This is a genomic window from Gottfriedia solisilvae, from assembly GCF_002128405.1.
Classification (GTDB): domain Bacteria; phylum Bacillota; class Bacilli; order Bacillales; family Bacillaceae_G; genus Gottfriedia; species Gottfriedia solisilvae.
Map to the genome: position 1 here is coordinate 188,183 of NZ_NETJ01000005.1, position 21,469 is coordinate 209,651.

Annotated in this window: 18 protein-coding genes and 1 pseudogene; 14 read left to right on the forward strand and 5 right to left on the reverse strand. The window is 31.1% G+C overall.

Translation table 11 applies throughout. From position 1 onward, the window contains the following. Nucleotides 1–64 precede the first annotated feature (64 nt). The 3 genes from pstA to CAB05_RS17100 all read right to left on the reverse strand — a co-directional run bounded on the left by pstA (nucleotide 65) and on the right by CAB05_RS17100 (nucleotide 2,927). On the reverse strand, nucleotides 65–943 hold the full coding sequence (gene pstA, locus CAB05_RS17090; RefSeq protein ID WP_088002060.1) for a phosphate ABC transporter permease PstA: 879 nt from the start codon (nucleotides 941–943) through the stop codon (nucleotides 65–67). 2 nt (nucleotides 944–945) lie between these two features. After that, entirely contained in the window at nucleotides 946–1,890 is a 945-nt protein-coding gene (gene pstC, locus CAB05_RS17095) for a phosphate ABC transporter permease subunit PstC (protein WP_088002062.1), read from the reverse strand. 83 nt (nucleotides 1,891–1,973) lie between these two features. Beyond that, nucleotides 1,974–2,927, reverse strand: coding sequence for a PstS family phosphate ABC transporter substrate-binding protein (locus tag CAB05_RS17100; protein ID WP_088002064.1), 954 nt, complete (start codon nucleotides 2,925–2,927; stop codon nucleotides 1,974–1,976). A gap of 203 nt (nucleotides 2,928–3,130) precedes the next feature. Here CAB05_RS17100 and CAB05_RS17105 point away from each other — a divergent pair, with 203 nt between their 5' ends. Continuing rightward, complete coding sequence (locus CAB05_RS17105; RefSeq protein WP_088002066.1) at nucleotides 3,131–3,817, forward strand: winged helix-turn-helix domain-containing protein; 687 nt, start codon at nucleotides 3,131–3,133, stop codon at nucleotides 3,815–3,817. Between the two features lie 162 nt (nucleotides 3,818–3,979). Further along, complete coding sequence (locus CAB05_RS17110; protein WP_158093303.1) at nucleotides 3,980–5,824, forward strand: methyl-accepting chemotaxis protein; 1,845 nt, start codon at nucleotides 3,980–3,982, stop codon at nucleotides 5,822–5,824. 77 nt (nucleotides 5,825–5,901) lie between these two features. Here the strand turns inward: CAB05_RS17110 and CAB05_RS17115 are convergent, their stop codons facing one another. Continuing rightward, on the reverse strand, nucleotides 5,902–6,048 hold the full coding sequence (locus CAB05_RS17115; RefSeq protein WP_088002071.1) for a BH0509 family protein: 147 nt from the start codon (nucleotides 6,046–6,048) through the stop codon (nucleotides 5,902–5,904). 338 nt (nucleotides 6,049–6,386) lie between these two features. Between CAB05_RS17115 and CAB05_RS22755 the strand changes: the two are divergent. The 8 genes and pseudogenes from CAB05_RS22755 to wecB form a co-directional block, all read left to right on the forward strand. After that, nucleotides 6,387–7,325, forward strand: a pseudogene (locus CAB05_RS22755) (heparinase II/III family protein); the annotation flags it as partial. Nucleotides 7,326–7,403: 78 nt separating this feature from the next. Next, nucleotides 7,404–8,216 (forward strand): heparinase II/III domain-containing protein, encoded by an 813-nt coding sequence (locus CAB05_RS22760; protein WP_407920422.1) that lies wholly within the window; start codon nucleotides 7,404–7,406, stop codon nucleotides 8,214–8,216. A gap of 205 nt (nucleotides 8,217–8,421) precedes the next feature. Further along, the gene (locus CAB05_RS17125; RefSeq protein ID WP_088002075.1) at nucleotides 8,422–8,901 is read left to right on the forward strand and encodes a hypothetical protein; all 480 of its coding nucleotides are present in this window, start codon (nucleotides 8,422–8,424) and stop codon (nucleotides 8,899–8,901) included. Nucleotides 8,902–8,910: 9 nt separating this feature from the next. Then, nucleotides 8,911–11,016 (forward strand): CgeB family protein, encoded by a 2,106-nt coding sequence (locus tag CAB05_RS17130; protein ID WP_088002077.1) that lies wholly within the window; start codon nucleotides 8,911–8,913, stop codon nucleotides 11,014–11,016. A 12-nt stretch (nucleotides 11,017–11,028) separates the two neighbouring features. After that, the gene (locus tag CAB05_RS17135; protein ID WP_088002079.1) at nucleotides 11,029–11,994 is read left to right on the forward strand and encodes a glycosyltransferase family 4 protein; all 966 of its coding nucleotides are present in this window, start codon (nucleotides 11,029–11,031) and stop codon (nucleotides 11,992–11,994) included. 16 nt (nucleotides 11,995–12,010) lie between these two features. Beyond that, nucleotides 12,011–13,039 (forward strand): DUF6270 domain-containing protein, encoded by a 1,029-nt coding sequence (locus tag CAB05_RS17140; RefSeq protein ID WP_088002081.1) that lies wholly within the window; start codon nucleotides 12,011–12,013, stop codon nucleotides 13,037–13,039. Nucleotides 13,040–13,245: 206 nt separating this feature from the next. Next, nucleotides 13,246–14,172 carry a polyisoprenyl-teichoic acid--peptidoglycan teichoic acid transferase TagU gene (gene tagU, locus CAB05_RS17145; protein ID WP_088002408.1) on the forward strand — a complete coding sequence of 309 codons (927 nt, stop codon included), beginning with the start codon at nucleotides 13,246–13,248 and terminating at the stop codon, nucleotides 14,170–14,172. A gap of 98 nt (nucleotides 14,173–14,270) precedes the next feature. Next, on the forward strand, nucleotides 14,271–15,386 hold the full coding sequence (gene wecB / locus CAB05_RS17150; protein ID WP_088002083.1) for a non-hydrolyzing UDP-N-acetylglucosamine 2-epimerase: 1,116 nt from the start codon (nucleotides 14,271–14,273) through the stop codon (nucleotides 15,384–15,386). Nucleotides 15,387–15,436: 50 nt separating this feature from the next. Here wecB and CAB05_RS17155 read toward each other — a convergent pair whose 3' ends face one another. Beyond that, complete coding sequence (locus CAB05_RS17155; RefSeq protein WP_088002085.1) at nucleotides 15,437–16,369, reverse strand: GDP-mannose 4,6-dehydratase; 933 nt, start codon at nucleotides 16,367–16,369, stop codon at nucleotides 15,437–15,439. Between the two features lie 336 nt (nucleotides 16,370–16,705). Here CAB05_RS17155 and CAB05_RS17160 point away from each other — a divergent pair, with 336 nt between their 5' ends. The 4 genes from CAB05_RS17160 (at nucleotide 16,706) to CAB05_RS17175 (ending at nucleotide 21,458) form a co-directional block, all read left to right on the forward strand. Next, nucleotides 16,706–17,917 carry a glycosyltransferase family 4 protein gene (locus tag CAB05_RS17160; RefSeq protein ID WP_088002087.1) on the forward strand — a complete coding sequence of 404 codons (1,212 nt, stop codon included), beginning with the start codon at nucleotides 16,706–16,708 and terminating at the stop codon, nucleotides 17,915–17,917. Further along, nucleotides 17,910–19,211 (forward strand): glycosyltransferase, encoded by a 1,302-nt coding sequence (locus tag CAB05_RS17165; protein ID WP_088002090.1) that lies wholly within the window; start codon nucleotides 17,910–17,912, stop codon nucleotides 19,209–19,211. Before CAB05_RS17160 ends, CAB05_RS17165 begins: the two co-directional genes overlap by 8 nt. A gap of 163 nt (nucleotides 19,212–19,374) precedes the next feature. Continuing rightward, complete coding sequence (locus tag CAB05_RS17170; protein WP_088002092.1) at nucleotides 19,375–20,655, forward strand: nucleotide sugar dehydrogenase; 1,281 nt, start codon at nucleotides 19,375–19,377, stop codon at nucleotides 20,653–20,655. Next, entirely contained in the window at nucleotides 20,652–21,458 is an 807-nt protein-coding gene (locus CAB05_RS17175; RefSeq protein WP_088002095.1) for an ABC transporter permease, read from the forward strand. Before CAB05_RS17170 ends, CAB05_RS17175 begins: the two co-directional genes overlap by 4 nt. Nucleotides 21,459–21,469: the final 11 nt, after the last annotated feature.

Here is a 21,469-nt window from a genome sequence, read left to right on the forward strand (position 1 = left end):
AAACTCGGAATCAGTTAGTTGACTCCGAGTTTTTATTTATTTATAAATTGCTGGGGGAGCAAATTTAGAATCTGTTTTGGAATTTATTACGAATCCATACAGCAACACCATTCATAACAATTAACATAACAAGTAGCACGATGATTCCTGCAGCTGCAACAAATTGGAATGCTTCTTGTGGACGAGAAGTCCAGTTGTAAATTTGAATTGGCATAACCGTGAATCCTGAGAAGATATCAGTTGGTACGAATGCAACATAAGAAAGGGCTCCAATAACTAATAGCGGAGCAGTTTCACCAATTGCACGTGAGAATGCTAATATACTTCCAGTTAATATACCTGGTAATGCAGTTGGGAAGACAATGCGATATATCGTTTTCCATTTTGTACTACCTAATGCAAATGAAGCTTCACGTAATTGGTTAGGAACCGAACGAATTGCTTCTTGTGAAGAAACAACAATAACAGGAAGAATGACAAGGGACATTGTTAATCCACCAGCTAAAATACTGCGTTCAAATCCAAATAAACGAACAAATACTGTTAATCCTAATAAACCGAATACGATAGATGGCACACCTGCTAAATTTGAAATATTTAATTGAATAAAACGAGTTAAAAAGTTTTTCTTTGCATATTCTTCTAAATAAATTGCTGTTCCGACACCTAAAACTAATGAAACAGGAATGACTACTGCCATTAACCACATCGTTCCATAAAGTGCAGCTTTAATCCCTGCTCTTTCAGGTATACGAGAAGCAAAGTTTGTGAAGAAATCCGGTGTTATAAATGAAAATCCTTGACTACCAATTCTGTAAAGTAAAACTGCTAATACGAATAAGCCAAACATAGTAGATAAGAAGAAAATTTGTGAGCTTATTTTATTTTTTACTAATCGGTTACCAATTTTAGCAGAAACTTTATTGTGATCGATGAAATTCATGATTATACCTCCTCTTTAAATCGTTTCGAGATAAAATGTGCAATTACGTTCATCACTAATGTAAAGATGAATAATGTTGTACCTACTGCGTAAATACTGTAGTAACCAATCGAACCGTAACCTACATCACCTTGACTGACTTGTGCAATAAATGCAGTCATCGTTTGTACTGCTTTTGTAGGATCAAACGATAGAATTGGGTTTGCACCACCAGCTACAGATACGATCATTGTTTCTCCAATTGCGCGAGAAATTCCAAGTACAAAAGATGCGATTACACCTGACATAGCTGCAGGTAAGACAACTTTTAAAGAAACTTCAAGTTTTGTTGAACCTAAGCCATATGCACCTTCACGTAGTGAATTTGGAACAGAACTCATTGCATCCTCAGATAAAGAGGTAATCATAGGGATAATCATAATACCGATTACTAGACCTGGACTTAAAGCATTGTAAATACCTAATGTTGGAATGATTTCTTTTAAAATTGGTGTAACAAATGTTAATGCAAAGAAACCATAAACAATAGTTGGTACGCCTGCTAATACCTCAAGAATTGGTTTAATTGTTCGGCGTGTTTTATCTGAAGCATATTCACTTAAATAAATAGCTGACGTTAAACCAATCGGTACAGCGACAATCGTTGCAATAAGTGACGTTAATAAAGTACCTGATATAAGTGGTAAAATTCCATAATCTGGATCAGATAATGTTGGATGCCATTCTTTACTTGTTAAAAATTCAACGATTGATACTTTTTCAAAGAAGTGAACTGTTTCTGCAAGTAAGGTAAAAACAATACCAAATGTTGTAAAGATTGCAACAAGTGCACAAACTAAAAATAGTTTTGGCATTAATTTTTCTAAGATTGTATCCATTGAAACTTTTTTCTTTTTATTTGCAGCAATCGCTTGTTGAACAGGCGAAATCTTTTTTGTTTCTAACATTTTTAAAAACCCCCTAATTTCAAGAATGAAAGAGGTAAGGCTTCATCCGGGTCCTTACCTCTCTTAAATTCAGTTAAATTTAATTATTTTTTTGCAGCTTCGTCTAACTTTTTAAGGTTATCTTCGTATTTTTCATCTTCTAAAGGTACATATCCAACTTCTTCAGCTAATGTTGGGACGTTTTCGTTTGCGAATTTTAGGTAATCAATTACTTCTGCACGCTCTAAAGATTTTTTATTTACATAAGTGAAGATTTCACGTGAAAGTGGTGCATAAGAACCGTCTTTAATTGTTTCTTCAGTTGGTTCAACAGCTTCGCCAGTTTCAGGATTTACAACTGGTACAACTTTTAATTTATCTTTGTTTTCTTCATAGTAAGCATGACCGAAGAATCCAATCGCATTTTTCTCTCCAGCTACACCAGTAACTAGAACGTTATCATCTTCTGACATTTGAGTATCTTTACGAACATCACCTTTGTCTAAGATTGCTTCTTTAAAGTAGTCAAATGTTCCTGATTCAGTACCTGGGCTAAAGAATTTAATTTCTTCTTTTGGCCAAGCAGGGTTTACATCGTTCCAAGTTTTTACTTTTGAATCAACTGCCCACATTTTAGCTAACTCTTCTACAGTTAATTTATCTACAAAATCATTATCCTTACTTACTACTACTGATAAACCATCGTAAGCTAATTCTAATTGAATATATTCAATGTTATTTTCCTTTGCGATTGCAGCTTCTTCATCTTTGATTGGACGAGATGCATTACTTAAGTCAGTTTCACCTTTTGTAAATTTCTCAAATCCTCCACCAGTACCACTGATACCAACTGAAGCATGTACATCTGGTTGAGCTGCTGTATATTCTTCAGATACTGCTTCCATAATAGGAGCAACTGTTGATGATCCATCAATTAAGATATCTCCAGATAACTGTTTGCCTGACGTGTTTTCAGTTTTATCTGTATTTCCACAAGCTGCTAATGAAAGAAGAGCTGCTGCTGATAATAATAGTAAAGGTTTTTTAATCAATTTCATTTTAAGTTTTCCCCCTAAAAGTGGTTGTTTGTTATTTCTTACATTTCCTACTATATTCCACAAAAGTTAACTAGCTTTTAACTGAACGTAAAGAATTTGTAAATGTATAACGAATGTCCCCCTTTTTATAAAAGAATTCATTACAATGACTGTAAAAATAAAAATATAGTTTATACCAAAAAAAATATAGGGGTTGAAAAAGCGTGGAGCAGGTTGTCATCGTTCAGGAAAAAAATGAAATTGAAAGTGCGCTTTTGCAAAGTAACCAATTTGACTTGTATAAAATAAGTACCTATCCATATAGAGAGTTTAAAGAAGAGGTACATTTAGGGTTTTTAAAGGGATGTCTTATTTTAAAGAAAAGCCGTATTTTAGATGAATTTATACCGATTATCTTAAGAATCAGGCGGATCACAAATGTTCCAATTATATTATTGGTAGAACAATACGATACTTTCGAAGCGGCAATTTGCATGGAAGCGGGTGCAGATGAATATGTTAAATATCCAATCCATCCTAGAGATTTATCAGCTAGAATTAAAGCCGTTATGCGCAGGAGCTATCAAGATAAAATAGAAGAAAAAGAAACAATAATACACGTTGGAAACATTTCTATTTATGTAAATAGAGAAGAAGTATATAGAAGTAATAATAGAGTAGACATAAATGCAAGAGAATTTGCGATCTTGATCTATTTAGTGAAAAAAGCAGGGCGTATTGTGACTAGAGAAGAATTAATGGAGGTTATTTCGGTATATAAAAATAAAAGGCTGATTGATATTTATATCCATGGATTACGATCTAAAATTGAAGAACTCCCGAATTTTCCTAAATATATAAGAACAATAAAAGGAAAAGGATATCGTTTTGAGCCTGTTTATTCTAATTGAAAGGGCTCGTATCAAAGCCAGTAAAAAATGCTCCTATATATAGGGGCATTTTTTTTGAAATTCACATTAACTTTACACTTTATTTATATAAGGTAAATATTGTCAAATTATACTTTAAATTAGGAGTTTATGTAATAAAATTAGGAAATGTGGTGTGAATTGGTGAAAAACGACGCAGTAAAAAACACTATAAAGAGATTCATTCAACGAGACCAAAACAAAAAAGATAATCGTAAAATAAAAGAAGCATTGTTTAGTTTTTTTAGAAAAGTTATTGTGAAAAAAGAACATGAACCAAGAACAGAAAAGGAAGATGGTAGTAATCGTAAAAAGAAGCTTGTTGAACGATTTACACTTCAGTCTCGTTTAGTTTTATTTACTGTTGGTTTAATTACTTTATCTATGTCTGTCGTATCATTGATTTCTTATCAAAAAGCCAAGGAAACAACTATTACTACAATGAATAGCAGAATTGAGCGAGAAGCTTCTATTATGAAAGAAATCTCTCAAAGCCTTCAATACAGATATATTGGAGATGAGAAAGGTTTTGAAAAAGCTATTAATAATGTTGTAAAGAATCAAATGGCAAATTTATCTCAAGACGGATTAAAAGCATCAGCGTTTTTTGTATCAGAAGAAACGAAAGAAGTGAAGGCATACAAAGCCAACTTACATAGCGACGTAAAAATACTTGATAAAGCAAAGAAAGAGATTCAAAAAAGTCAACATGGTGTTGGCCAAACAAAATTTCATGAAGTGTCTTATACATATGCGTTCGAAAAAATTAGTGAGCTAAAGGGATATTATGCAGTGGTAATTGATGATCGCTCGTTTATGTGGATGTTAGATGATATGAAAAAAATCTTTATGTTGTCAATTTTGATATGTATTTTTATGACAATCGTTATGACATACTTTGCAGTTAGAAATATCATAAAGCCGTTGGAAAAATTAAGGGATGTAATGAGGGTCGTTCGAACAGGAGATTTAACGATTAAGGTGGATACTAACTCAAATATCCCGGAAATCGTTTCATTAACAAAAAGCTTTAAAAGTATGATTGAACAAATGCGTCAAATGCTTTCGAATATAGATGCTACAACAGTTTCTTTAGTTACTACTAGTAAAGAGCTACAACATACAGCAAAGCATTCATTTCAATATACGAAGGCTTCTTTAGAAACAATGAATATTGTCAAAATGGGTGCAGAAGAAACAGCTGCTAGTTCGACTAATAATAGCAATATGTTTCTTCATATGAAAGACGAATCTTCTAGTGTATTACAAACAATGGAAAAAGTAATGGATGCATCGAAGAATATGAATCATTCAGCAATAAAAGGCGAAGAAAATGTAGCTGAATTATTAAAATCATTCCAACACATTCAACAAAAGTGTAAGCAAGTAGCCGGCACGATTCATGAGGTTTCTGGGTATAGTTCGCAAATTACAAAAGTAGTAACATGGATTCGTTCCATTGCAGATCAAACGAAATTATTAGCATTAAATGCCTCAATTGAAGCAGCGAGAGCAGGGGATGCAGGTAAAGGCTTCGCTGTTGTTGCACGTGAGGTTCAAAATCTAGCTAGCCAGTGTTCAACTGCTACTGAGGATATTGCCGAATCAGTAACAAATATGAATAATATGATGTCGATTGCAACAAAGGAATTTAATCTGCTTGCCATTGATACTGAAAATAGTACAGAAACAGTTGAAACATCTCGATTAGCTTTTAATTCCTTATTAACAACTATTACTGATATAAACTATAAAATTGAAAAAATGCATACGGAACTATCAAAATTAAAAGACACAATTCCTTTAATGGAAGAATCAACATTACATTTTGGTTCAATTTCACAACAAACATTAGCAAGTGCTGAAGAAATGTTGAATACTTCAGATGAGCAAATGAAACGAATGCAATTAACCTTTAATAATAGTCAGCAGTTAAATACAGTGGCACTTTCACTTACAGCATTAACTAAGAAGTTTATTGTAAAATAATTGGTTATTAGAAGAACCTAAATAAAAACTAGGTAGATCCTAATGCAGGAACTACCTAGTTTTTATATGAATATTTATTATTCCGCGTGGTGTAACATATATGTGTAAGTTGAGTTATAAATATGTTCTAAATCTGCATCTGTCATAAATACCAAATCCTCAGATGAAAGCCCTCTCGCTTGCTCTAAAAATCGAACCATGTTTTTACGCTCTTCTCTACTCATTGTCAACACTCCTTATTATTTTGTTGTTTCTGTTTTACCATTCTGTATTAATACAGTATATTTAATTACTAATTATTATATAACAGAATGTTCAAAAAGTGCTAGGAGAATTTATCAAAATAAATAAAAAATTTTAATCGTTACAAAAGAATTGATTTCCATTAAATTTCGTTTAAAGATATATAAAGTTACTGTGAACAGAGAATTAGTCCAAATTAATTATGTAAAGTACAATAGTCGGTACGATATAAGTTTAAAGGTATTTCTTTCTTTCATGTTAGTTTTAATGGAATTGTAGAGATATTCTCATATAAGGAAATGATGAAAGGGTTGAAAAAATGGGGATATTAAAAAAGTTAGTGATCGTGTTCTTAATTAGTTATTTTACAATTATCTCATTAACAGGCTCTTTGCCATTAAAAGCTAATGAAATATCGAAAAATACTACTGAACCAATAAAGTACATAGAAAGAATAAAACCATCAAAATCAGTTGTTACATATGCAAATCAAATATTAGAGAATAAAATCTACTTAGGGAATCAATTTCCTGTATATCAATTACAAAAAGATTTAACGTGGAAGGAAAACCCATATAATAATCGAACATGGCAACTATTTTTCCACAGTCTTGAGCATGTTGGATATTTATTGAGTGCCTATGAGTATACAAATGATGTTAAGTATTTAAAGAAATCAGAATCAATTATTAGTAGTTGGAAGAAATACAATGGAAATTCAAAAAAGGCTGCTAGTCCTTGGGCATGGTATACAAATAGCACTCCGATTAGAACAGTTTACTTAATTCAATTTGAAAAGCTATATCAAAACTCTTCTATATATAATAAGAAATTTTATAATGAAGTTTTGTCTCTAATTGAACAACATGGTAACTATTTAGCTGATCAAAAAAATTATGTTTGGGAGTCAAATCACGGGATTTTCCAGGATCAGGCATTATTAGAAATTGCGAAACTTTTCCCTGAATTATCGAAAAGTAAAGTTTGGTACGATACTGCATCGAACAGACTGATTAGACATATCGAGAAACTGATTACAAAAGAAGGGGTAACAAACGAGCATAGTATCAGTTATCAAATAGTGGTACTGGATTTATTGAAACAAATTTCGCCTCTTTTGGATGATTTAGAGTATACAAAGATTTTTGTTGAAGATAAGATTGGCATGTTAGAGGATTCGCTTGCAACACTACTGCAGCCAAATGGAACGATTCCACTTTATGGTGATTCAAAAAATAGTTATGTTGTTAATAATAATATAAATGATATAAGAGGCTATAAATTAAAATTCTTAGCATCAAATGGTACAATTGGAACAAATCCATATACAGATATATTGTATAAAGAGAGCGGAATCAGTGTTTTCAGAAATGAATCAAATCATTTTCAATCTTATTTATTTTTTGTTTCTGCTTTTCATTCAACAGTACATAAACACGCAGATGACCTTTCTTTCATTTTTATGAAAGGTAAAACAGAATTTTTTGTTGATTCAGGCTTATACAACTATGAATTAAATGATTCAATGCGAAAATATATGACGAGTACATATGCCCATAATACAATTACTGTTGATAATAAATCATATGAAATAAAGAAAGAGAACATAGATCAAGCTGTTATTCAAAACGGAGATATAGAAAGCGACTATTCATACGTTGTAGGTAAACATGAATTGTATCCTGGAGTTACAATTAACAGAGTGATGTTATATGTGAAAAATACAGATTCTATTTTAATTTTTGACAAAATGAATTCAAAAAAGATACATACATATACAAAAGTATTTAATGTTGGAGAAAATGTGAATTTCAGTCAGAAGGCTCAAAATCAATTTCTACTTTCAAGTAAAATTGAAAGTAATCAGATTGAACTCATCAATTTAGACAATAAATCTACATATCAGTCATATATTGGATCTAAGAATCCACTGGCTGGTTATAAATCAAACGTGTTTAATAAAGCTATTTCAATTCAACAAATACGTTTTTCTACAAAAGATAAAGTTGCTAATTTTAGAACGATTTTGAATGCGGAAAATGGTAAAGGAATTAGTAATTTTTATGTTACGGGAGATAATAAAATTTTAAATTTTGATTTACGTTTTAAAGACGGCACAAATCAAATAATTAATGTAAATTTATACTAAATAATAAACTCACCATTATGGTGAGTTTTTTTATTTGTTCAAGTAGGTAAAATTTCATATTCATTTTTTGGTTAAATTATCATGTTCGTTTTTATAAATATTATCTCGATATAGGTAAAATGATATGTTATTATTTATTAAGGCTTTATTAGAAATTGAATAAAATCATTTAATATATATATATCTAAGAATAAGGAGTGACACAATGGGAGAAGTTAGCAGCATGAGTAACACAGATAATATCACTCTTTCTATTAATAAAAATCATTTAAAAGAAGTAGTTGTCAGTAATTTAAGTAGTGAAATGTTAACAGAAAAGTTAAAACAAAATAATTTACCTGTTGAAGAAGATTTGCTAAAGCAAATCAATTTTAAAGAAACAGAAATAAAATTATTAGAAAATAAAATCGTAGATTTGCAAAACACTATACTAATACTAGAAAACGACCTTGAATTAAATATATTGCAAAATATAGAAACCATTATTAAACAAGAAGAGTTTTTATTAGAAGTTAATCAAGTCATTTCCAATTTAGAAATGAAAAATGAAAACTATCAAGCTAGTATTATAAAACAAACAAAAGAATTAAAAAAAATAAATGAAAAATACAATAAATTAAAGAAATCTAAACTCGGAAATATTGTCATTAAATATTGGGACATGCGTAGAAAAATTAAAAAGTAGGTGAATAGATTGAATGAACTTATTGATAGACATTTAAACAGTCTTGGTGAACTGAAGAAAAATTCGAAGATTTTATTAAATAACTTGAATTCAGATTATAAAGGGATTAGTTTTAACTTTTTTGAACAATTTGTATTTGATAAAACTGATTTTTCAAATGAAAAAAACATAACTGTTGATAAAACTGATACAGGAGTTCAGTTTACATCTACTTTAAAAAACGACGAGTTTAAATATATGTTCCTAAAAAATACTGATAAGATTGATAGAATGTTAGATTTTTTAGTATCAAATAATGTTAAGAATAGACATATTAAAACAATTGGAATCGTTGAAGGTAAATGTAATGTAGAAATCAATGTCATTGCTATCTATAAAGATGGTGTTAGATATGTTTCGAAAGCTAGATTTGATAAAACAATCAATATGAAAAATATTGTCTTAGATAATATTGACCATATTAAGTTAGCCGTTAGAATTAGTGGAAAAGGTAAATTTAATCTGCAAAGTATTACGTTCTTAGCAGAGAAGCCTAGTCTGAAACATAAATCGAATCTAAGCAAAAAGAAGAAAAAAATTAAAGATTTAAATGTAGCATTCATTGCTGACGAATTTACGACAAGATGTTTTGAACCTGAATTTAATATTATGAAAATTAAACCTGAGAACTGGTATGAAGAGCTAAAAAGTAATCAACCTGATCTCTTTTTTTGTGAGTCTGCATGGTTAGGTAATAATGGAAGTTGGACTAATAAAGTTGGGACTGGCGGTCCGAGAGATAATTCAGAATTACTGAATTTGGTTTATTGGTGCAAAGAAAATAATATTCCTACAATCTTTTGGAATAAAGAGGACCCATTCCATTTTAGTGCTTTTATCAATACAGCTTTACATTTTGATTATGTATTTACGACAGATCAAAACTCAGTAGAATTATATAAGCAAGAAGGGTTAATGAATGTATATTCCTTCCCATTTGCAGCACAACCAAAATACCACAATCCAATCGAATCATTTGAAAGAATTGAAAAAGTAGTTTTTGCTGGGGCATATTATGGTGATAAATTCCCAGAACGAACAAAAGCTATGGATAATATGATTAGCATTTCTGGTAAATATGGGATCGATATTTATGATCGAAACTATAATAACCCGAGTTCTCCTAACCAATTCCCATTAGAATTTAAAAAGCATATTGTTGGAACACTTAAAGGTGATGAAATAGATTTAGCGTATAAAGGCTATAAAATTGCTTTAAATGTGAATAGTATTATTGATTCACCTACAATGTTTGCAAGAAGGGTGTTTGAATTACTAGCTAGCAATACACCTGTTGTTAGTTCGGAATCACTTGGAATAAATAATATGTTTGGCGATTTAGTTGTTGCTTCTTCAAATTATCATGAATTAAAAGATATCATAAGTCGTTATTTTGAAGATGAGCAATTCTTTAATCAAAATCGTCTAGTATCACTTCGCCATGTACTAGAAAATCACACTTATAAAAATCGTATTCAAACTATGTTAGATGATATCGGTTTTGCATATACTAAGAGCGATGATTCCGTAGCGATGATTGGTATTGTTAGAAGTAAAGAGGATTATCAGAATCTGATGAAAATCTTTAATAAACAATCTTTAGAAAATAAAAAGTTAGTCATACTATTAGATATATTTGATGGTTATTTAGAGATTTTTAATAAAAATAATAATGGACAAGTTAAATCATTCTTAATTGATTACATCCATCATTATTCAAACATTGGTCAAATAATTGATACGTCACATGTTGCTCCTGTTCAATACGGTCATCATTATGGTGAAAATTATTTAAAAGATTTGTATTTAACGACCACTTATATTGATGATGCTATTATTGTGAAAGATCAGGGACAACCATATACTTTTGTAACAAATGGTTTATTTAATTCATCATTGATTAACAAAACATCATTAAAGTTAATAAATCCTAAAATGTTTATTAACTCTTTAGAAAACGATAGTGATTTTAAACACTGGTTTAAATATGGCGTGAGATTTTTTAATATTGATCAATTTAACTTTGCAGAGAAACGTAATGTTTCAAAAAAAACTTTGGACGAGATAAATATATAGGAGTAATTTTGGATGAAAATAGCATTTATTGGGCATGATTTAAAATTTTTAAATGATGCTATAGAATTTTTTGAACACTCACCAAATATATCGGTGAAAATTGATAAATGGGAAGGCCATGAGATTAAAGACGAGCAAGCCAGCTTGGAAATAGTCGAATGGGCTGATATTCTATTTTGTGAGTGGGGCCTAGGCAATGTTGTGTGGTATCAAAAACATAAAAAACCACATCAGAAGTTAATTGTAAGAATGCATAGATTTGAAATGAATACAATTTATCCAAGTCAATTTGATTATCATAAAATAGATAAAATAATTGCTATTTCTCCTTATGTTTATGAAGAGTTTCATCGTGTTGCTAGTATTCCTAGAGAAAAAATGACGGTTGTATATAACGGGGTACAAACTGAAAAGTTTGAGAAAGTTAAATCATCAAAAGCTAAATACAATATAGGAATTATCGGGATTGTTCCTAAATTAAAGCGATTAGATAGAGCAATCGAGATCTTTGAAGAATTATATAGAAGAAATAATAAATATCAATTATATATTAAAGGGAAACACCCAAAAGAATTCGGTTGGGTATGGAATAATCAAGCTGAACGAGAGTTTTACGAAGAAGTGTTTCGAAAGATAGAAAACTCTCCATTCAAAAAGAACGTGCATTTTGAAGGATGGGGAGATGTAACAAGTTGGTTAAAAAAGGTTGGATATGTACTTTCAGTGAGTGATTATGAAAGTTTCCATATGGCTCCAATAGAAGGAATGGCTTCTGGTGCTTTTCCAGTGGTACTAAAACGAGAAGGCGTAAACGTTGTTTTTCCAAAAGATTATATTTTTGAGACAATTGAAGATGCAATAAATTTTATTTCTGAAAATGACTTCTCAACTAATAACAATTTAAAAACATTTGTAAAGGAAAATTATTCGTTAACTAATATGTGTAATCAAATAATGGATATTTTCCTTGAAAAATGAAAAGTAGGCGAACTATTTGAAAAAGAACGTAATTATTTTAGGTAGTTGTATTACAAGAGACGCATTTAATTTTAGTAATGATCAGTACGTTATTCCACATTACTTTGCTAGAACTTCATTAATCAGTTTGATGTCTAAATCATTGCTAATAGATCAATCTAAAATCAATTTAACATCTGCTTTTCAGAAAAAATGCATTGTACAAGATATAGAAAAAAGTTTCTTCCAAATAATAAGTGAAAGTAAATTTGATTTTATACTGATTGATTTCATAGATGAACGATTTAATTTACTAAAATTAAATGATAGTCTCATTACAAAATCAAATGAATTAGTTGCGTCAGGACTGATTGATGAATATGATTTTACCGAAATTGTACGAAACGAAGACTTACTAAGTACTTGGGAAAAAAGTGCTAAGGCATTTTTCAACACTTTATTAAAATATATTCCAGCACACAAAATCATTATTCACAAAGGTGCATGGAAAACAAAGTATATAAATGAAGATGGAACGATAAGTGAATTTTCGAATCAGTTACAACAGATTGAAAAACAAAATAAATATTTATATTATTACTACCAATTTATTGAAGAGAACTTTACTGAAATGAAAGTATTAGATATGACAAATGAAGAATTGTATTGTTCCGTAGACCATAGATGGGGGCTTAGTCCTTATCATTTTGAAGATAAATACTATGAACTCTTCTTACAAAAATTAGATCAAATCGTTAAGGAAATGGATTCTAAAAACTTAGCTGACATTTTTGATGTGATTCAGAAAAAAAGTGTTGTTCTTTATGAAAATGATTTGTTTGTTCATAAACTAAACAATGTAGATGTAAATATAAACTTTGAAGATTTATCTATCGCTTATTATGTAAAGTTTAATAATGAAGTCTTATATCAGCAATGGTATGGGGAAAATAGAATATTGAATTATCACCCAACGCAAAAGGGTGAATACGAGATTGTGATATTTTTAAGAGATCCGATACATTTGGAAAACGTTAAATACTTTCAATATAAAATTAAGATTTAATTACAATACGGTCGTACTATTGTGTATGACCGTATTTTATTGAGTAGTTTTATTTTGTCTGATAACTTTAAATTTTGTAGATAAAAGTATGCAGATTATGACAGATAAAGTAAAATATTGTTAATGACAATAGTTCAAAATATTAAAATTATTTTAATTTAAGGAGAATCATCTTGTCTAGAAAAGAAAAACATTCGAAAAAAAAGATGTCGACAATTAAAAAGGTGTTATTAAGTCTTTTACTGATTTTAGTTGTTATTACTGCAGGAGTAGGTATATATGCTTACTCAATTTACAATAATGTTAACAATACATCAAAGAAAATTCACAAAGATATAAAGAAGACGGATAAGCGTAAAGAGGTAGTTAGTGTTCAAAAAAAGCAACCTTTTTCAATACTATTAATGGGTGTAGACCATCGTAAAGGTGATAAAGGTCGTTCTGATTCTATGATCTTATTGACAGTTAACCCAGAAAAGAAAACAACTAAGATGGTAAGTATTCCACGTGACACTCGAACTGAAATCGTTGGTAAAGGGAAACAAGATAAATTAAACCATGCTTATGCATTTGGTGGAGTACAAATGACGGTAGATTCAGTCGAAAATTTCTTAAATGTACCGATTGATTACTATTTAGAAGTTAATATGGAAGGGTTTAGAGACATCGTAGACGCAGTAGATGGCGTTGATGTTGTAAATGATTTAGATTTTACGTACGAAAATACTCACTTTAAAAAGGGTGCAATTCACTTAAATGGGAAAGAAGCATTGAGCTTCGCACGAATGAGAAAAATGGACCCTCGTGGTGATTTTGGACGTCAATTAAGACAACGACTTGTAATTGAAGCAGTTATTAAAAAAGGTGCAAGTGTATCATCTTTAGGGAATTACCAAGACATCTTAAAAGCGATTGAAGAGAATGTCGTTACAAATTTAACGTTTAATGAAATGGTTTCAATACAACAAGATTATCGTGAGGCCGCAAGTAATATTGATAAAATTCAAATTACTGGTAAGGGTACTAAGATTGATGGTATTTATTATTTACAAGTGCCAGATGAAGAACGTAACTATGTAATAGCGGAACTTAGAAATCATTTAGACTTATCTGTTGGTAATAATGAGGAATAAAAATAGACAAAATTTTTTAAAAATGTAATTTTTTAGCAAAGTAAGTTATGATAGGTAAGTATATACTACATAATACTTACTCTTTGCATAAAAGGAGAATGAACATGACAGTAAAAGTAATGACAATTTTTGGGACAAGACCAGAGGCAATTAAAATGGCTCCACTTGTTCTTGAGTTAGCAAAGTATCCTGAACAAATCGAATCAATTGTGACAGTAACTGCTCAGCATCGTCAAATGCTTGATCAAGTACTAGAAATTTTTGAAATAACACCAGATTATGATTTAAACATCATGAAGGACCGTCAAACTTTAATTGACGTAACAACTCGTGGATTAGAAGGATTAAATAAAATCATGCAAGAAGTGAAGCCGGATATCGTTTTAGTACATGGTGATACGACTACAACTTTTATTGCTAGTCTTGCTGCGTTTTATAATCAAATCGCGATTGGTCATGTGGAAGCTGGTTTACGTACTTGGGATAAATACTCACCGTACCCAGAGGAAATGAATCGTCAATTAACAGGCGTTATGGCAGATTTACACTTTGCTCCGACAACTAAATCTGCACAAAACTTAATTGCAGAAAATAAAAAAGAAGAAACAATATATATTACTGGTAACACGGCAATTGATGCATTAAAAACTACAGTAAAAGATGAGTATTCACATCCAGTACTTGATACGGTTGGAAACGATCGTTTAGTATTAATGACGGCTCATCGTCGTGAGAACCTTGGAGAGCCAATGCGCAATATGTTTAAGGCAATTAAACGCCTTGTTGAAAAACATAATGACATTCAAGTTGTTTATCCAGTTCACATGAATCCAGTTGTTCGTGAAATTGCAAATGAAATCTTAGGTGAAGATCAACGCATTCACTTAATTGAGCCATTAGATGTAATTGATTTCCACAACTTTGCTTCTAGATCTCATTTAATATTAACTGATTCAGGTGGGGTTCAAGAAGAAGCACCTTCATTAGGCGTACCTGTTTTAGTATTACGTGATACGACAGAACGTCCAGAAGGCATCGAAGCTGGTACATTAAAACTTGCAGGAACAGATGAAGAGGTTATTTTCTCTTTAGCTGACGAACTTCTTTCAGATAGTGAAGCACATGCAAAAATGTCAAAAGCATCTAACCCATATGGAGACGGTGAGGCATCTCGTCGCATCGTAGAAGCAATCTTAAAAAACTTCAGTAAGTAACACGTGTAGCTGTAAAAAAACAGGACATTGAGTAGACAATGTCCTGTTTTTTATTTTTTTCTACTATTATAATGGTTGATCGTTGCTTTTAATCCTTCATGCAATGTGTATTTTGGTTTCCATGACAAAAGTGATTCAGCTTTTTGACAAGTTAAATAACTATATTTGATGTCACCAGGTCGTTCTTCTTCATATTCAATTTCAATTTTACGTTCAATAACATCCTCAGCGACTCTTATTAAATCATGTAGGGTTGTCGGTATATTTGTACTAATATTGCATGTATCGTTAATTGGATGCTCGCTAGCAATCAGATTTGCATTAACGATATCCTGGACGAATATGAAGTCTCTTGTTTGTTCTCCATCACCATATAAGGTAAAAAGAGAATTGTTTACAATCCGATCGACTAATATACTGATGACGCCACCCTCACCTTTAGGGTCCTGTCCAATACCGTAAACATTCGCATATCGGAAAATGGAATATGGAATCGCATATAAATCATGAAATATTTTGATATACATTTCTGGTGATAGTTTAGATGAGCCATAAAATGAAATTGGATTGGTTGAATGTTTTTCGTCCACTCCTAGATACGATGGATTCCCATAAGCAGCTGCAGAAGAAGCGTAAATTAAATTGCAGTTTTTAATTTCTTTTATTTGTCTTAATGACTCAAGGACGTTAATCGTACCAAGGATATTAATACTTGCATCTTCAATTGGATTTTGAATAGAGAACTGTACGTCAATTTGTGCTGCATGATGATTTATGATATCCGGTTGTTCTTTCAAGATGATTTCTATAAACTGTGGGTTACGAATATCCATCTCATAGAACTTTATGTCATTAGGTATATTTTCTAATTTGCCAGTTGTTAAATTATCCACAACTATTACTTCAAATCCATGGGATTTATATGCTTGTACTAAGTTAGAACCGATAAAGCCAGCTCCACCAGTAACAACTACTTTTTTCATAATGAATCTCCTCTAATTAACTTGCTGCAATTTATGTAATTCTTACAATCTATTATACATTTTACCATAATTATCAAGGATTAATCCAATCATGGTAAATAATGAAAAAGTAGTAATAGATTTGTTAGTTAAATCAAATTGCATGTTCTTAATTGTGGTGGATTTTTAAATTTTGTCATAATAAGTATTTACATTTGAAATCAAATGGTAATGGATTATCTACCCAATTTATGCTAAAATTATTTTGTTTTGTAGCATTTTGGTGAACAATGTAAATATATGATTTCTAATAAGATAGACTTTCGACTTTTGCAAGCAAAGGAGGTGCTGTCGGATATGTCATCAAAGAAACGAATACTCTTAATTTCTCAGCATTTTTATCCTGAAATTGGTAGTGCAGCAAACCGAATGAAAAATATTTATTTAGAGTTGCATGCAAAAGGTTATGATGTAAAAGTTTTAACTTTAGAGCCTAGATATCCTAGTAAAGAATTATATGAGAATGAACGATTTTGGGACAGTGATTTAAATGAGGAAGATGTTATACGAATTGAACCTCTTGTCAAAAAACATTCAACAAGTATTATTAAACGTTTATTTCTTTATTTAGAGGTTATGTTTCGTTTTATCCTCGAAATACTTCGATATAAGAAAGAAGTAGATTATGTTTTTGTCACGTCTCCACCGATATTTGTTGGAGTGGCTGGATTAATTGCAAAATGGAAATTGAAAGCACCATTAATTCTAGATATTAGAGACCTATGGCCTGAATCAATCATTGGTGTTGGAGTGTTTTCAAATAAACTACTACTATCGACTGCTTTTAAACTTGAGGATTTATTGTATCGTAAAGCAACTAAAATTTTTGTAAATAGCAGAAGCTTTATCGACTATATGAATAGCAAAAATGTTCCAATAGATAAAATATACTTTATGCCTAACTCACTTACTGAAGAAGAGCTCAGCATTGAAGTTGAGCAAAAGGCTAATGATACTAAAAAAACTGTTATTTATACCGGGAATTTAGGATTAGCACAAGATATCCAAAAGTTAATAAAAGTTGCAGAAAAGTTAAAAGATGAAGCAAATATTCAATTTACGATTGTTGGTTATGGTTATCATTTGAATGAATTAGAAAAAGTGATTAAAGAGAAGAATTTAAACAATATTAATCTTCAATCAGCTAGATCGCGAAATGATACATTACGATTAGTTGCAAATTCGGATATAGCTTATGTAAGTTTGGTTGATAAGGATGTTTTTAAAACTGTTTTACCAGGTAAAATTATCGATTATATGTGCGTAAGAAAACCGATAATTGGAGATGTTTCTGGTTATGCAAGTGATATTATTCATACGTCAAACTGTGGTATTGTTTCAAAAGAAAATAGCGTAGACGATTTAGCGGACAATATTTTGAAACTAGCAAAAGATGATGAGTTATGCCAGAAGTTAGGTCAAAATGGATATCAATATGCATATGAACAATTACGTTGGAAAACGAACATTCTTGTTTTAGAAAAAGCGATGGAGGACATCGATGAATAAAAAAGTTTGTGCATTTGTCTTTAATCATTTTACGAATGATGCACGTGTATTACGGGAATGCTCAGCACTTGTTGAAGCGGGGTACGAAGTAGATTTAATTGCATTGCATAATTTTGAAATGAAAGACTTACCTAAAAAAGAACATAGAAAAGAAGGTTTTAGTGTCATCCGAGTAAATGATCGTTTACCATTTATTTTACGATGGCCGTTTTCAATAGCTGAAGCTGTGAAAGGTATTGCAACTATTAATTTGGTGACTAAGATTTTATCTTTGGTTTTAGTCTTACTATGCTTGTATGCCTCTCCAATCGCTACAATTGTTACTGTATTGTTATTGATGATCTTTAGTCATCGTATAGTAAGAGTTGCTAGTAAAAGAGGTTATTCAATATTAGAAATGACATTATACGGCTTACGTAAAAATTATGATATTTATCATGCAAATGACTTAAATACATTACCACAAGCAATTGTAGGTGCTAAACTGTTTCGTCGTAAGAAATTAGTGTATGACTCACATGAGGTTCAATCAAGTCGTTCTGGTTATGAAAATCCTATCTTTGGAAAAATTGAAAAGTTTTTAATTAAGTTCATTGATATTATGATTCATGAGAACGATACTCGTGCTAAGTTTACTCAAGAACTTTACGATATTCCTTATCCTGAAGTGATTCATAACTATCCATTTGTATCTCATCCTGAAAAGAATCAATCAGTAAATCTACATAAATTAGTAGGTATTTCAGAAGATGAACCAATTCTTTTATATCAAGGTGGAATACAAAAAGGAAGAGGATTAGAACAAATTGTACAGGCTACACCACAATTTAAACGTGGTATTGTCGTTTTTATCGGTGATGGGAAAATAAAACCCAATTTGTTAAAACTTGTAGACGAGCTTAATTTACATGATCGTATTAAGTTTATTTCAAAAGTGCCGGTAGATGAATTATTAAACTATACTCGAAACGCGTATTTAGGCTTTCAAGTATTAAATAATATTAACTTCAACCACTATTCTGCTTCTTCTAATAAGCTTTTTGAATATATGATGAGTGGGGTTCCAGCAATTGCTTGTAGCTTCCCTGAAATTCAAAAAGTTGTAGAAGCTGAAAATACAGGAATATGTGTTGATTCACATGATCCTAATTCAATTGCAGAAGGGGTAAATTATTTATTAGATCACCCAGAGCTAAGGGATGAAATGAGTCAAAACTGTCTTGTTGCTCGTGAAAAATATAATTGGAATGAAGAAAAGAAAATCTTTATAGACATTTATCGGAAGTTATACTAATTCATGATATTTAACAATTATATGAACATAATACAATTAAGTATAAAAATATTTGAAGTATAAGTAGAATAGAGATAGAATGTAATATGGCGAAATGCTTATATTTTCACATAAAATTGTCGTTTTATGGCAATGAACTAAATCGAATGTGAGGGAATTTAAAATGAAAATTTGTACTATGGGCTTAGGATATATTGGATTACCAACATCAGCAATGTTTGCTAAATACGGAGCGACAGTTGTAGGGGTAGACCTATTTCCAGAAGTAGTGAATAAATTAAATAATGGTGAAATTCATATTGAAGAGCCAGGTTTAGGCGAAGTAGTGAAAGAAGTAGTAGAAAAAGGGAACTTCCGTGCTTCATTAACTCCTGAAGAAGCTGATGCTTTCATTATCGCAGTACCAACACCTAACAATGACGATATGTATAAATCATGTGACTTAAGTTATGTACTGAAAGCAACAGAAACTGTATTACCATTTGTTAAAAAAGGTAATGTGATTATTGTTGAGTCAACAATCGCACCACGTAGTATGGATGATCATGTTAAACCACTTGTTGAAGCAGCTGGCTTTACAGTAGGTGAAGATATTTTCTTAGTACACTGCCCTGAGCGTGTATTACCAGGTCAAATCTTACACGAATTAATTCATAACAACCGTATCGTTGGTGGTGTTACTGAGGCATGTTCAGAAGCTGGTGCTAAAGTTTATGGTTTATTTGTTGAAGGTGAAATCATTAAAACTGATGCTAAAACAGCTGAAATGTCTAAATTAATGGAAAATACTTTCCGTGATGTAAACATTGCATTAGCAAATGAGTTAACAAAAATTTGTAACGTATTAGAAATCAACGTATTAGATGTAATTCAAATGGCTAATAAACACCCACGTGTTAACTTACATTCACCAGGACCTGGTGTTGGAGGACACTGTTTAGCAGTTGACCCTTACTTCATCGTTGCAAAAGCACCTGAACAAGCTCAAATGATTAACTTAGCTCGTGGTATTAACGTTTCAATGCCTGAGTACGTAGTTAGCAATGTAAAAGAAATGGTAAGTGGAGTTGAAAATCCAAAAATCGCTGTGTTTGGTGTAACATACAAAGGAAACGTTGACGATATGCGTGAGAGTCCAGCAATGGATATTATCGATATTCTTCGCAACGAAGGTTTAGAATGTGCTGTTCATGATCCACATGTTGAATCAGACACTTTCAAATTATTATCAGCTGACGAAGCGGTAACAGACGCACACTTATTATTAGTTCTTACTGATCATGATGAATTTAAAACAATGAACACTGATGAGTTAGCTGAAAAAATGGCTAAACCAGTATTATTTGATACACGTAATTGCGTGAAAACAAATGAGGGAAAAATGCAATTCGTAAACTTTGGTAATTTATATACAGTAGTAAATTCTAAAAAGGTTATGGCATGAATTCGTTAAAAACCGTATTCTCTGAACAATTTAATAATGTATATATGATAGGTAGACTGTCTGCATATGAGCTTAAAAAGCTCTATGCAAACAGTTTTCTTGGCGGTATATGGATATTTTTAAATCCAATTATCCAAATTGCTGTATATGGTCTAACTTTTGGTCTTGGTATTCGCGGTGGTGAATCAGTTCATGGAATTCCATACTTCACATGGATGGTATGTGGACTTATACCTTGGTTCTTTATTAGTGGATCTATCATGCAAGGTTCTAATGCGATCTATGCAAGGATTAATACAGTTGCTCGGATGAATTTCCCTCTAAGCATTACGCCAACATATGTTATTGTTGCTCAATTATATACGCATGCAGTATTAATGATTTTATGTTTAGCGATTGTTTCGTTATCTGTTGGAATTAGTAACATCCACCTGTTGGAATTACTTTACTTTATTTTATCAAGTTTTTGTTTTTTAGTAGCATTGTCTTTTATTACATCAACTTTATCGACAATGATGAGAGACATTCATTTGTTAATTCAACAAACAACAAGATTGTTACTATATTTAACACCAGTTTTATGGGAACCAAGTGCGAATGCTCCTGAGTTTCTATTAAATTTAATGAAATTAAATCCATTTTATTATGTAGTAGAAGGCTATCGTTCAGCATTAATTTATGATGACACTAGCGTCTTCTTATCTCCATTAACACTTTATTTCTGGGGCTTAGTATTAGTAATGTTAGTTTTAGGAACAACATTACATGTTAAGTTTAGAAGAAATTTTGTGGACTATCTGTAAAGGTGAATGCC